This is a genomic window from Actinoplanes sp. URMC 104 (genome assembly GCF_051386375.1).
GTDB lineage: Bacteria > Actinomycetota > Actinomycetes > Mycobacteriales > Micromonosporaceae > Actinoplanes.
This window is the reverse complement of the sequence record NZ_JBPQTO010000011.1, coordinates 2,009,469-2,022,501: the sequence shown is the minus strand read 5'-3', so window position 1 is coordinate 2,022,501 and position 13,033 is coordinate 2,009,469. Positions and strand designations below refer to the sequence as shown.

13 protein-coding genes are annotated in these 13,033 nt (G+C 71.1%); 11 read left to right on the top strand and 2 right to left on the bottom strand.

All coding sequences use genetic code 11. The features are described 5' to 3' along the window. The first annotated feature begins 15 nt into the window (after positions 1 to 15). The 6 genes from ACSNN8_RS35105 to ACSNN8_RS35080 all read left to right on the top strand — a co-directional run bounded on the left by ACSNN8_RS35105 (position 16) and on the right by ACSNN8_RS35080 (position 7,670). Positions 16 to 3,075 (top strand): putative bifunctional diguanylate cyclase/phosphodiesterase, encoded by a 3,060-nt coding sequence (locus ACSNN8_RS35105; protein WP_436654478.1) that lies wholly within the window; start codon positions 16 to 18, stop codon positions 3,073 to 3,075. Positions 3,076 to 3,102: 27 nt separating this feature from the next. Next, positions 3,103 to 4,356, top strand: a complete 1,254-nt coding sequence (locus ACSNN8_RS35100; protein WP_436654477.1) for an aminotransferase class I/II-fold pyridoxal phosphate-dependent enzyme — start codon at positions 3,103 to 3,105, stop codon at positions 4,354 to 4,356. Beyond that, a complete protein-coding gene (locus ACSNN8_RS35095) occupies positions 4,353 to 5,711 on the top strand; it encodes an MFS transporter (RefSeq protein ID WP_436654476.1) in 1,359 nt (452 codons plus the stop codon). The genes ACSNN8_RS35100 and ACSNN8_RS35095 overlap by 4 nt, the downstream gene beginning before the upstream one ends. Next, positions 5,708 to 6,148: a nuclear transport factor 2 family protein gene (locus tag ACSNN8_RS35090; protein ID WP_436654475.1), complete on the top strand. Its 441-nt coding sequence runs from the start codon at positions 5,708 to 5,710 to the stop codon at positions 6,146 to 6,148. Before ACSNN8_RS35095 ends, ACSNN8_RS35090 begins: the two co-directional genes overlap by 4 nt. 100 nt (positions 6,149 to 6,248) lie before the next feature. Beyond that, positions 6,249 to 6,746 (top strand): DUF523 domain-containing protein, encoded by a 498-nt coding sequence (locus ACSNN8_RS35085; protein ID WP_436654474.1) that lies wholly within the window; start codon positions 6,249 to 6,251, stop codon positions 6,744 to 6,746. Between the two features lie 42 nt (positions 6,747 to 6,788). Continuing rightward, positions 6,789 to 7,670, top strand: a complete 882-nt coding sequence (locus ACSNN8_RS35080; protein ID WP_436654473.1) for a TIGR03560 family F420-dependent LLM class oxidoreductase — start codon at positions 6,789 to 6,791, stop codon at positions 7,668 to 7,670. Between the two features lie 6 nt (positions 7,671 to 7,676). Here ACSNN8_RS35080 and ACSNN8_RS35075 read toward each other — a convergent pair whose 3' ends face one another. After that, positions 7,677 to 7,952, bottom strand: coding sequence for a hypothetical protein (locus ACSNN8_RS35075; RefSeq protein ID WP_436654472.1), 276 nt, complete (start codon positions 7,950 to 7,952; stop codon positions 7,677 to 7,679). 175 nt (positions 7,953 to 8,127) lie between these two features. Here ACSNN8_RS35075 and ACSNN8_RS35070 point away from each other — a divergent pair, with 175 nt between their 5' ends. Beyond that, a complete protein-coding gene (locus ACSNN8_RS35070) occupies positions 8,128 to 8,952 on the top strand; it encodes a hypothetical protein (RefSeq protein WP_436654471.1) in 825 nt (274 codons plus the stop codon). 10 nt (positions 8,953 to 8,962) lie between these two features. Then, positions 8,963 to 9,208 carry a hypothetical protein gene (locus ACSNN8_RS35065; RefSeq protein WP_436654470.1) on the top strand — a complete coding sequence of 82 codons (246 nt, stop codon included), beginning with the start codon at positions 8,963 to 8,965 and terminating at the stop codon, positions 9,206 to 9,208. Between the two features lie 36 nt (positions 9,209 to 9,244). Here ACSNN8_RS35065 and ACSNN8_RS35060 read toward each other — a convergent pair whose 3' ends face one another. Beyond that, positions 9,245 to 9,823, bottom strand: coding sequence for a mycothiol-dependent nitroreductase Rv2466c family protein (locus ACSNN8_RS35060; RefSeq protein ID WP_436654469.1), 579 nt, complete (start codon positions 9,821 to 9,823; stop codon positions 9,245 to 9,247). 121 nt (positions 9,824 to 9,944) lie between these two features. Between ACSNN8_RS35060 and ACSNN8_RS35055 the strand changes: the two genes are divergently transcribed. From ACSNN8_RS35055 to ACSNN8_RS35045, 3 genes are read left to right on the top strand one after another with little or no spacing between them, the layout of a single operon-like run. Next, entirely contained in the window at positions 9,945 to 11,228 is a 1,284-nt protein-coding gene (locus ACSNN8_RS35055) for an ABC transporter substrate-binding protein (RefSeq protein WP_436654468.1), read from the top strand. Further along, on the top strand, positions 11,225 to 12,199 hold the full coding sequence (locus ACSNN8_RS35050; RefSeq protein WP_436654467.1) for a carbohydrate ABC transporter permease: 975 nt from the start codon (positions 11,225 to 11,227) through the stop codon (positions 12,197 to 12,199). Before ACSNN8_RS35055 ends, ACSNN8_RS35050 begins: the two co-directional genes overlap by 4 nt. Beyond that, positions 12,199 to 13,032 (top strand): carbohydrate ABC transporter permease, encoded by an 834-nt coding sequence (locus ACSNN8_RS35045; RefSeq protein ID WP_436654466.1) that lies wholly within the window; start codon positions 12,199 to 12,201, stop codon positions 13,030 to 13,032. Before ACSNN8_RS35050 ends, ACSNN8_RS35045 begins: the two co-directional genes overlap by 1 nt. Position 13,033: the final 1 nt, after the last annotated feature.

Sequence of the window (13,033 nt, the reverse complement as noted above, 5' to 3'; positions counted from 1 at the left end):
GAGATCGGAGCACGGATGTCGGCCACGCGCTTGCAGGCGTGCTTCGGCGCCTGGATCGTCGCCCTGACGGTCGTCTTCTACACCCTGCCGCAGGTCAGCACGTACTCCTGGGCGGCGATCGGCCTGTCCGCCGCCGCGGCGGTGCTGGTCGGCATCCGGCTGCACCGGCCGTCGCGGCGGCTGCCGTGGTACCTGCTGTCGGCCGTGGTCGCCTGCTTCACGCTGGGCGACACCACGTACAACATCCTCACCGACGTCCTCGGCATCGCGAACCCGTTCCCGTCGCCGGCCGACGTGTTCTACCTGGTCATCTATCCGATGCTGGCGGTGGCGCTGCTGGTGTTCATCCGGGCCCGCTCGGGCACCGACAACCGCGCCGCGCTGCTCGACGCGCTGGTGCCCACCGCCGGGCTGGGGCTGCTCTCCTGGGTGTTCCTGATCTCGCCGTACGTGCACGACGCCGGGCTCGGCTTCGTGGAGAAGGCGGTCTCGGTCGGCTACCCGCTCGGCGACGTGCTGGCGCTGGCGATGTTCGCCCGGCTGCTCACCGCGGGCGGCCGCAAGCCCGTCGCGCTGACGATCCTGGTCGTCGGCGTGTCCAGCCTGCTGATCACCGACGTCGTCTACGGCCTGCGGCAGCTCGCCGGCACGTGGCACGTGGGCGGCCCGGTCGACGCCGGCTGGGTGCTGTTCTACACCGCCATCGCGATGTCCGCGCTGCACCCGTCGATGCGCGAGCTGACGCTGGCCGAGCGGGTCACGCAGGGCGTCGCCGGCGGCCGCCGCCTCGCGACGCTGTCGGCCGCCGCGCTGATCGCCCCCGCCGTGCTGCTCATCGAGCACCTGGGCGGCGAGGTCGTCGACGCACCCATGATCGCCACCGCGTCCGGCGTGATGTTCCTGCTGGTCATGGCCCGCGTGGCCGGTCTCATGCAGTCGCAGCGCGAGACCGCCGCCCGCGAGCGCACGCTGCGCCTGACCGGCGCCCACCTGGTCGCCGCCAGCAGCGTGGCCCAGGCCGGCGAGGCGCTGCGCCGCGCCGTCGCCGAGATCGTCCCGGACGGCGAGGACCACCGCTTCTTCATGCGCGGCGTCGACGCCGAGCCGGGCACGCCGGCCGGGGTCATGTCCACCGGCCGGGTCCTCGTCGCCGACCTGCCCGCCGAGATCGCCGCCGAGCTGGGCGGGTTCGAGCAGGCGCTGGTCGCCGAGTCGATCGCCGCCGGCCGCACCGCCGACGGGCCGCCCCGCAAGCACCAGGTGTTCCTGGCCGGCAGCGACGAGCTGCTGTCGGTGCTGGAGACGTCGTTCGAGGCGCTGATGGCGCAGGGCACCATGGCCGTCGAGCGGATCAACCTCACCGACGAGGTCAACCGGCGCAGCAGCGAGGACTACTTCCGCGCGCTGATCCAGAGCGCCTCCGACGTGATCCTGATCGTCGGCGACGACGAGGTCATCCGGTACGCCAGCCCGTCCGCGCTGGCCGTGTTCGGCCGCACCGACCTGCTCGGCCTGCCGCTGTCGCGGCTCATCGCCGGCACCGACCACGCCGACCTGGCGCACCTGCTCGACCAGGTGCGCGGCGGCCGCGGCCCCCGCGACGGCGTCGACCTGACCGCGATCTCGGGCGACGACCTGCTGCTGCAGGTCGAGTGCACCTGCCGCGACCTGCGCGACGACCCCGCCGTCGGCGGCCTGGTCGTCACGATCCGCGACGTCACCGAGCGGCGCCGCCTCGAGAGCGACCTGGCCCACCAGGCGTTCCACGACGCGCTGACCGGGCTCGCCAACCGCGCGCTGTTCCAGAACCGGCTCGAGCACGCGGCCTCGTACGCCGCCGAGCGCCGGCACGAGGTGGGCGTGCTGTTCGTCGACCTCGACGACTTCAAGGAGGTCAACGACAGCCTCGGGCACGCCGCCGGCGACCAGCTGCTGATCACCGTGGGCCGCCGGATCGCCGACGTCGTCGGCCCGCTGTGCACCGTGGCGCGCACCGGCGGCGACGAGTTCGCCGTGCTGCTCGACCACGTCGGCGCCGCGGACGAGGCCGAGCAGGTCGCCGGCCGCATCGTCGCCGTGCTCGCCGACCCGATCGAGGTCACCGACGCGACCGGCGCCCCGCACCTGGTGCGCGGCGCGGCCAGCGTCGGCGTCGCGACCAGCGCCGAGGCGACCGGGATAAGCGAGCTGCTGCGCCGCGCCGACGTGGCGATGTACGGCGCCAAGACGCAGGGCAAGAACACCTGGCAGCGCTACCAGGACCAGATGCACGAGGCAATGCTGCGCCGGCTCGAGATGCGCTCGGCGCTCAACGAGGCGGTGGCCGGCGGCCAGATGCGGCTGCGCTTCCAGCCGATCGTCGACCTGCCCACCAACGAGGTGGCCGGCCTCGAGGCGCTGGTGCGCTGGCAGCACCCGGTGCGCGGGCTGCTCGGCCCGCACGAGTTCATCGAGCTCTCCGAGGAGAACGGCTCGGTGGTCGCGATCGGCGGCTGGGTGCTGCGCGAGGCGCTGCGCACGTTCGCGCAGTGGCGGCGGACCGAGGCGGGCGCGGACATGCGGTACGTCAGCGTGAACGTGTCGGCGCGTCAGTTCCGGACGCCCGGGTTCGTCGACGAGGTGCGCGAGGTGCTCGCCGAGACCGGCGCCCGGCCGGAGTGGCTGCTGCTCGAGGTCACCGAGAGCCTGGTGCTGCACGACGCCGACCAGGTGTGGCGCGACCTGCGCGAGCTGCGCGCGATGGGCGTGCGCATCGCGATCGACGACTTCGGCACCGGCTATTCGTCGCTGAGCTACCTCAGCCAGATGCCGGTCGACGTCCTCAAGATCGACAAGTCCTTCATCGACGACATCCTCGACAACCGTCAGCAGATGGCGCTGGTCGAGACCATCGTCAGCCTGGCCCGCACGCTCGAGCTGGCCGTCGTGGCCGAGGGCATCGAGCTCGACGAGCACCGCGCGGCGCTGGCCGGCATGGGGTGCTCGTACGGCCAGGGCTACCTGTTCTCCAAGCCGATCACGTCCGACGAGTTCCAGGAACTTCTCCGTTCCCGGCACTCCGCAGTCCTCAACTGACACCCTCCACCATCCGAAAGGTCTTCCATGAATCTCGCTGGATCCGGTCTCGAATTCGTCAAGCGCGACGGCCGTTGGGCCGACCTGGAGCGCCTGCGCAGCGGCAACCCGATGTACGACGCCACCATCGAGGAGGTCAAGGGCCGGCGCATCCGGGTCGGCGACCACTGGCTGGCCGACTTCGCCTCCTGCAACTACCTCGGCTTCGACCTGGAGCCGGAGATCATGGACGCGATCGCGCCCGAGGTGGCCCGCTGGGGCACCCACCCGAGCTGGTCGCGGCTGCTCGGCAACCCCGCGCTCTACCCGCAGATCGAGGAGAAGCTCACCGCGCTGCTCGACGCGCCCGACACGCTCGTCCTGCCGACCATCACGCACATCCACATGTCGGTGCTGCCGATCCTGGCAGGCAAGGGCATGATCTTCCTCGACTCGCAGGCCCACAAGACCATCTACGACGGCAGCATGGTCGCCCGCGGCCTCGGCGCCACCGTGCAGCGGTTCCGCGCCAACGACCACGAGCACCTGCGCGAGCTGCTGGCCGCGGCCCCGTCCGGCGTCTCGAAGATCATCGCCATGGACGGCGTGAACAGCATGACCGGCAACGCGCCCGACCTGAAGGCGTTCGCCGCCGTCGCCCGTGAGTACGGCGCCCTGGTCTACGTCGACGACGCGCACGGCTTCGGCGTGCTCGGCGAGCGCGGCGCCAACGAGAAGTCCCCGTACGGCCTCAAGGGCAACGCGATCGTCAAGTACAGCGGCGAGACCTACGACAACGTCGTGCTCGTGGGCGGCTTCTCCAAGTCGTACTCCTCGCTGCTGGCGTTCCTCGCGCTGCCGACCTGGCTCAAGAACCACCTCAAGGTCTCGGCCGCTCCGTACCTGTACTCGGGCCCGGCCCCGACCGCGTCGCTGGCCACCGTGAACGCCGGCCTGGACCTCAACGAGAAGCGCGGCGACGACATCCGCGCCGACCTGTACCGCAAGACCATGAAGGTGCTCGACCACGTGCGCGCCCTGGGCGTGTACACCCCGAACACCGGCACCACGCCGGTGATCGAGCTGCCGCTGGCCGAGGGCGAGGACATCGACGTCGTCGGCAAGCTGCTGTGGGAGCGCGGCATCTACGTCACGCTCGCCGCGTACCCGCTGGTGCCGCGCGACCAGGTGGGCTTCCGCGCCCAGGTCACGGCCGCCAACTCCGACGAGGAGCTGGACGAGCTGAACGCCGTAATCACCGAGCTGCACGCCGCCGGCAAGCTGCGGCGCGTCGAGAAGTGAAGCTCCCCGGCCCGCTGGCGCCGCTGCGGCACCGCCAGTTCCGGCTCCTGTGGACCGGGATGAGCGCCTCGCTGGTGGGCGACGGGGTTCTCCTCGTCGCCCTCGCGTGGCAGGTGTACGACCTGTTCGGGGTGCCCGCCGCGATGTCGGCGGTGGGCGTCGCCCTGTCGCTGCCGCAGGTCGCCACCCTGCTGTTCGGCGGGGTGGTCAGCGACCGGTTCGACTCCCGCCGGGTCATGCTCGTCTCCGACCTTCTCCGGTGCGCCGTCATGGCCACGCTCGCGGTGCTGAGCGTGACCGGCGCGCTGACCTCCCTCTGGCAGATCCTCGTGCTCGCGGCGATCCACGGCGCGGCGGCGGGCTTCTTCGGCCCGGCGTTCGACGCGACCGTGCCCAAGCTGGTGCCGGCCGACGACCTGATCGCCGCGAACTCGCTCGACCAGTTCGTGCGGCCCGCCGGCACGCAGATCTTCGGCCCGATGCTGGCCGGCGCGGTCATCGCCGCCGGCGGCACGGGGTGGGCGTTCGGGGTGAACGCGGCGACGTTCGCGCTCTCCGTCGCGTGCCTGCTCACGATGAGCCGCCTGCCGCTGGGACCGGCGGACGCCGGCGAGCCCGCCGAGTCGCTCTGGCAGGAGATGCGCGAGGGGCTGCGCTACGTGCGCAGCCGGGTGTGGCTGTGGGGCACGTTCCTGTCGGCCACGTTCACCTACCTGGTGTTCCTGGGCCCCACCGAGGTGCTGCTGCCCTACGTGGTGAAACAGGAGCTGGGCCTGGGCGCCTCGTCGCTCAGCCTGATCCTCACCTCGGGCGGGCTGGGCGCCGTCGCGGCCGCGCTGGCGGTCGGCTGGATCGGCATCCCGCGGCGGTTCCTGACCTACATGTACGGCGTGTGGGCGGTCGCCACGCTCGCCGTGGCCGGCTACGGCGCGGCCACCCAGACGTGGCAGCTCGCGCTGGCCTGCGTGCTCGTCAACGGCCTCGAGGCGGCCGGCACCGTGGCGTGGGCGACCGTCAAGCAGCACTTCGTCGCCGAGGGCATGCTCGGCCGGGTGTCCAGCGTGGACTGGTTCGTCTCCACGGCGCTGCTGCCGCTGTCGTACGCGCTGGCCGCGCCCGTCGCGCAGTGGATCGGGGTGCGCGAGACGCTGATGGGCGCCGGCCTGCTGGGCGCGGCCGTCACGATCGGCTTCCTGTTCCTGCCCGGCATGCGCCGCCTCGAGGAGGAGACCCGGTACGCGCCGCGGCACTCCCGCGAGGAGCCGCTCGCCTACATCGAGCATCCGCGGCTGCCCGCCCAGGTCATCACGTCCAGCGCCCCGCCGATCCGGGACCGGGAGGCGATCGCGGCATGACCGGCGAACGCGGCGTGACCGGCGGACGCGGCATGGCCGGCGGAGGTGGCCTGACCGGCGGACCGGCACAGGCCGTGCACGATCTCGGCGAGGCGTTCGCCGCCCGCGACCTGGCGGCGGCGCTGGCCTGCTTCGCGCCCGGCGACGACATCGGCTACGCCGGCTCCGAGCTCGGCGAGACGGCGGCCGGCCGGGCGGCGCTGGCGGCCCTGCTCGGCGACCTCTTCTCGAGGCTCGAGGCGTACGGCTGGGAGGCGCACGACGTCATCGTGCACGAGCACGGCGGCCGGGCGTACGTCTTCGCCGAGGCCCGCGGCCGGGCACGCGCCGACGCGGGCGGCGACGAGTACTTCCCCTACCGGGTGTCGGGCCTGGTGGAGCAGGTGGGCGGCCGCTGGCTCTGGCGTCACTGCCAGGGCGGCGAACCGTCCACCTGAGGCCCGGCACCCCGCCGGGCGGGGGATCGGGAAACGCGGCCGGCCGGTGAGGTGCTCACCGGCCGGCCGCGACGTTCCGGCGCCCCCTACGGTGGACGGTGTGAAGGTGAGGATCCTGGTGAGCGGCTGCCTGGGCGGGGCCGCGATCCGCTTCAACGCGACCGGCGTGCCGCTCGACTCGCCGATCTGGCAGCAGTGGGCCGAGCAGGGCCGGCTCGTGTCGCTCTGTCCCGAGCTGGCCGTGGGCTTCCCTGTGCCGCGGCCGCCGGCCGAGATCGTCGGCGGGAGCGCGGCCGACGTGCTCGACGGCCGGGCCGAGGTGCGCGAGTCGACCGGCCGCGACGTCACCGCGCTGTTCCGGGCGGCGGCCGACCGGGCGGCGGAACGTGCCGTGCACGCCGGCGTGGGCCTCGCCGTCCTGGTCGACGGCAGCCCCACCTGCGGCACCACCCGCGTGCACGACGGAACGTTCACGGGCGTCACCGTGCCCGGTCGCGGGGTGGCCGCGGAGGCCCTGCGGCGCCACGGCATCCCGGTCTTCTCCCACCGGCAGCTCGCCCGGGCGGCGGCCCTGATCGCCGAGCTGGAGACCCCCTGACCTTCGGCGGTGGTGCCCGCGCGGGCGTGACAGGGTGGTCGCATGCGACTTTCGATCTGGCCCGGCGCCGCGCAGAGCTTCGCCGAGGTGCTCGAGGTGACCCGGCACGCCGAGGCCACCGGGTGGGACGGCGTGTGGTTCGCCGACCACTTCATGCCCAACGCCGAGCCGGGGGAGGATGACACCCATCCCGTGCTCGAGTGCGGGTCGGTGGTGGCGGCGCTGGCGGCGGCCGTGCCGCGGGTGCGGGTCGGCACCCTGGTGTACGGCATGACGTACCGGCATCCGGCGGTGCTGGCGAACATGGCTGCGACCGTCGACCGGATCAGCGACGGACGGTTCGTGTTCGGCGTGGGCGCGGGCTGGCAGGTCAACGAGCACGAGCAGTACGGGATCGAGCTGCCGCCGTTGAAGCAGCGCATCGACCGCTTCGAGGAGGCGCTGCACGTGCTCAAGGGGCTGCTGCGCACGCCGCGGACGACGTACGAGGGCTCCTACTACCGGGTCGAGGACGCGGTGTGCGAGCCCAAGCCGGTGCAGCAGCCGTTGCCGCTGATGATCGGCGCCAAGGGCGAGAAGCGGATGCTGCGGGTCGTGGCCGAGCACGCCGACGAGTGGAACTGCTGGGGGCGCCCCGAGCTGATCGCGCACAAGTCGGCGGTGCTCGACGAGCACTGCGCGGCGGTGGGGCGCGATCCCGCCACGATCGCCCGCACCGCGCAGGCGCTGACCGTGGTGGACGGACCGCTGCCCGACCTCGACCGGCCCGTCATCGGCGGGTCCCGCGCGCAGCTCGCCGACGACGTGGCCGCGTACGCGGAACTGGGTCTCGACGAGCTGATCGTCCCCGACGCCTACCTGGGCACGGGCGACGACCGCCGCAAGGCCATGGACGTGATCCTCGGGATCGTCCGGGGCGGCTGAGGGGCGTCAGTGACCGCTGACGATGGCCTCGGCCACGTGGCGCAGCTGGGCGTGGTCGGGCCGGAAGCCGGCCGCGATGTCGTGGTGCAGGCCCGCCTTGGTGCCCTCGAACAGCATCGCGGTCACCTCCTCGACGCTCTGCCCGGCGTACGTCTGCCGGACCTTCTCGGTCGCCGCCTGCAGCGCCGAGGTGAGCTGTTCCTCGAGCGCCCCCTGCAGCTTCTGCTCGACGGGGCTCAGGGAGCGGGGATCCAGACTGACCTGCGGCTCGGCGGCGGTCATGCATTCCTCCAGGGACGGACGGCGTGACCCGCATACCCATCCGCGTCACGCCGTCAAACTCATTCGCTCCTGTCACGTTCACTCCCGGCCGCCGCGGGGCACCCTTCTTGAGCCGTCACCGGTGATCCCGGAGGCGCCCACCCGCTCACCGATGGAGGGATTCGGGAAGTGCCCCGTGGTCGTACGGCGGCGCGACGTCATCGGGTTCTGGGCGGCGCCGGTCGAGCTGCGCCAGGACTTCTTCTTCGACTACCTCCGCGCGCCCGGCGGCGCCCATCTCGATCAGGCGGAGCGGACGGCCAAGATCGAGGCGTACGAGCAGGCGATGCACGACTTCAAGGAGGCGGTGCAGTACGTCGGCCGTTTCGTGCGCGACGATTGGCGTGCCGAGGTCCCGCAGCACAGGGGCGGCGTGCAGATGCTGCGCCGGCACCTTGTCCGGCATCACGGGCCGCAGGGCCACGTCGTCGCAGACGACTTCGAGGCGGCGCTCGAGGCGCGCAACGCTGCCGCGGCGGCCGGCAAGCAGGCGCTGGCACAGCGCGACGAGGACCGCCGGGAGATGCAGGCCGTCCTGAGCACGGTCGCGGCGCGGGTGGCCGAGGACTACAGCGCCATCGTGGACAACGAGCACCTCGACCGGATCGACTTCGCACTCGACGACCGCTCCGGCATGGCGGTCACCGCGCACCTGGCGAACGGGCTGGCGCAGGATCCGGTGCAGACGTTCAGCGAGGCTCACCTGGACCTGCTCGCCCTGCTGATCCTGATCGAGGTGCACATCCAATGCGCCGCTCTCGGGCAGGAGAAGATCCTGGTGCTGGACGACGTGTTCCAGTCCGTGGACCGGTCCCTGCGACTACGCTGCCGGACGCGCCCTGGAGGGCGTCCTCGATCAGGCCACGCAGGCGCTCGGCGTCAAGATCGCGCGCAGGCCGGGCGACCGATACACGATCGGCGATCTGTGGGCGCCGCTGCTGGCGGACCTCAAACAATGTGACACTTCTGGAGTGCCCGAGGTCATGCACACGATCGAGCACAAGCGCTATCTGCGTAACGAGGTGGGTGCGCACTTCTCCGAGATCGCCGACACGCTGACGCTGACCGAGGCAGAGGACTTCGCCCGGATCGTCCGTGAGCTGCACGATGTGCTGTTCTGCCCGGCGTGCCTGCGGCCACGAGGGCGGTCGGCCCCGGCAGGCGGGCGGTGGCAGCTGGTCGCGGGACCGAGCTGCAAGCATCCGCCCGCTGCCTGAGAACCGAGGGCGCAGCGGCCGCCGTCCCCCGAGGTGTCAGCCGCGGCCGCGCTTGACCTCGAAGAACGTGTCCGAGCGCATCAGCGTGACGACCGGGTCCCAGAGCGCCAGGGCCTCGTCGCGGGCGGGCACGTCGCCGATGATCGGGCCGTGCAGGCCGCGGGTGGCGCCCTCCACGTGCAGCACCGGCGAGCCGATGCCGGGGCCGGCCAGCCGCAGCGCCAGCTCGTGCGACTCCCGTACGGCCTCGTCCCAGCGCTCGTCGTCCAGGATCGCCTTCGCGTCCTCGACGCCCGCGTCCTGCGCGGCCTGGTTCACCAGGGCGTCGTCGAGGGCCGCGCCGTTGTCGTGCACGCGGGTGCCGAGCTCGGTGTAGAACGCCGCGATCGTGTCGTCGCGGTGGTCGGCGCGCAGGGCCTCGACCAGGCGCAGCGCCCGCTTCGAGGCGGTCACGCCGCCGCGGTACTGCTCGGGGATGTTGTCGCCGTTGAGGATCAGCAGGCTGAACGCCCGCCAGCGCACGGTCACGTCGCGCTCGGGCGCGACCTGGACCAGCCAGCGCGACGTCTTCCACGTGAACGGGCAGGCAGGGTCGAAGAAATAGGTGGCTTCCATGCCCCCAGCCTAGATCTCTTCGATACGGCACTGGTTTGTTTCGATACGCAGCGGGGCAGGACAACCACTGCCCGTCGAGTGATCAAGATCACTCGACGTGTTCCGGCCGGATGGAGGGTCAATGGCGACTATCGACCGACATCCGCAGCGGCGCACCCTGCGTGCCCGGGCACTCGCGGCGGGAGCCGCGATCGCCCTGCTCGCACCGTTGGCAGCCTGCGGATCCGACGAGGGCGGCGTGCCCGTCCTCAACCTGTACCAGTTCCCCGTCGAGAACCTGCAGAACGTCGTCGACAGGTGCAACCAGCAGGCGGCGGGTAAGTACAAGATCGTCTACCAGGTGCTGCCGCGCGCGGCCGACGACCAGCGGGTCCAGATGGTCCGCCGGCTCGCCGCCAAGGACGACAGCATGGACATCCTCGGCATGGACGTCACCTGGACCCAGGAGTTCGCCAGCGCGGACTGGATCAAGGAGTGGACCGGGGCCGACCGGGCCGAGATCGAGAACGGCACACTGCCCGGACCGCTCGCCTCCGCCGAGTACGAGGGCAAGCTGTACGCGGCGCCGAACAACACCAACGTCCAACTGCTCTGGTACCGCAAGGACCTCGTGCCCACCCCGCCGAAGACGTGGGCCGAGATGATCCAGATGTCGCAGCAGCTCAAGAACGAGGGCAAGACCTACCAGGTCGTGACCATGGGAGCCCAGTACGAGGGCCTGGTCGTGCTCTTCAACAGCCTGGTCGCGAGCGCCGGCGGCAAGGTCGTCAGCGACGACGGCAAGACCGCGATCATGGACGCGGGCGCGGTCAAGGGGCTGGAGACGCTGAAGACCTTCGCGACCGCCGGGGTCACCACCCCGTCGTTCTCCAACGCGCTCGAGGACGACGTGCGGCTCGCCTTCCAGAACGGCGGCGGAGCGTTCCAGCTCAACTGGCCGTTCGTGTACGCCTCGATGCAGAGCGACGCGCCCGACCTGGCCAAGAACGTGGGCTGGGCGCGGTACCCGGGCATCGACCCGAACACGCCGAGCGTCACCACGATCGGCGGTTCCAACGTGGCGGTCAGCTCGTACAGCAAGCATCCCGACCTGGCCTTCGAGGCCGCCAAGTGCCTGCGCGACCGGGAGGCGCAGAAGTACCTGGCGATCAACGCCGGGCAGCCCCCGTCCATCGAGGCGATCTACGACGACGCGGACATGGCCAAGGCGTACCCGATGAAGGACACGCTGCTCGAGGAGCTGCAGAACGCCGCGCCGCGCCCGCGGACCCCGGCGTACCAGAACCTGTCCACGGTGGTCGCGGCCCAGCTCTCGCCGCCGTCGAGCATCCAGCCGCAGCAGACCGCCACCGACCTCAAGAAGTCGATCCAGGACGCCATCGACTCGAAGGGAGTGCTGCCGTGAGCATCTCCAGCACGACCCCGGGGACCTCGGCGGCCACCGACGCCGAACAGCGCGCCCTGCCCAAGCAGCGCGGCCGCCGCCGGGTGGAGCTCAGCGAGGGCAAGAAGCAGGAACGCAAGCTGGGCTGGCTGCTGTGCGCGCCGGCCGCGCTGGTCATGGTGGCCGTCACCGCCTATCCGATCCTCTACTCGTTCTGGCTGTCGCTGCAGCGGTACGACCTGAAGTTCCCCGACGAGCGGGAGTTCGTCTGGTTCTCCAACTACGTCACCGTGCTCACCAACGGCTACTGGTGGACCGCGTTCGGCGTCACCATGCTGATCACGGTCGTCTCGGTCGTGGTGGAGCTCGTGCTCGGCATGGGGCTGGCGCTGATCATGCACCGGACCCTGGTCGGGCGCGGCCTCGTCCGCACCTCGGCCCTCATCCCGTACGGGATCGTCACCGTGGTCGCGGCGTTCAGCTGGCGCTACGCGTGGACGCCCGGCACGGGTTACCTCGCCAACCTGGTCTCGCCGGAGGGCGCGCCGCTCACCGAGCGCGCCAGCGCGCTGGGCATCATCATCCTGGCCGAGATCTGGAAGACCACGCCGTTCATGGCCCTGCTGCTGATGGCCGGCCTGGCGCTCGTGCCCGACGACCTGCTCAAGGCCGCCGCGATGGACGGGGCGACGTGGTGGCAGCGGTTCACCAAGGTGATGCTGCCGGTGATGAAGCCGGCCATCCTGGTCGCGCTGCTGTTCCGCACCCTGGACGCGCTGCGCGTCTTCGACAACATCTACGTGCTCACCAGCGGCGCCAACGAGACGTCGTCGGTCTCGATGATCGCCTACAACAACCTGATCCGGGGGCTCAACCTCGGCATCGGCTCCACGATGTCCGTCCTGATCTTCGTGACCGTGGCGATCATCGCGTTCGTCTTCGTGAAGTTGTTCGGCACCGCCGCGCCCGGTAGCGACGAGGGGAGGCGCTGATGGCGGCCGTGACCACCTCAGCCAAGGTCAAGTGGGGCGTGCTCGACGCGATCGTGGTCGTGTTCGCGCTGATCCCGGTGCTCTGGATCGCGTCGCTGTCGTTCAAGACGCCCGCGACGCTCACCGACGGCAACTTCATCCCGCGCGAGTGGACGTTCGACAACTACCAGCTGATCTTCCAGACCGACCAGTTCGTCCGCGCCCTGATCAACTCGATCGGCATCGCGCTGATCTCGACGCTCATCGCCGTGGTCCTGGGCACCATGGCGGCGTACGCGATCAGCCGGCTCGACTTCCCGGGCAAGCAGCTGCTCGTGGGCGTCTCGCTGCTGATCGCCATGTTCCCGCAGGTGTCGCTGGTGTCGCCGCTGTTCAACATCGAGCGCAACACCGGCCTGTTCGACACGTGGCCGGGGCTGATCCTGCCGTACATCACCTTCGCCCTGCCGCTGGCGATCTACACGCTGTCGGCGTTCTTCAAGCAGATTCCGTGGGACCTGGAGAAGGCGGCCAAGATGGACGGTGCCACCCAGGGCGAGGCGTTCCGCAAGGTGATCGCGCCGCTGGCCGCGCCGGGCGTGTTCACCACGGCGATCCTGGTGTTCATCTTCTGCTGGAACGACTTCCTGTTCGCCATCTCGCTCACCTCGACCGAGCGGTCCCGCACGGTCCCGGTGGCGCTGTCGTTCTTCACCGGTGCGTCCCAGTTCGAGGACCCCACCGGCGCGATCTCCGCGGCCGCCGTGGTGATCACGATCCCGATCATCCTGTTCGTGCTGTTCTTCCAGAAGCGCATCGTCGCGGGCCTCACGTCCGGCGCCGTGAAGGGTTAGG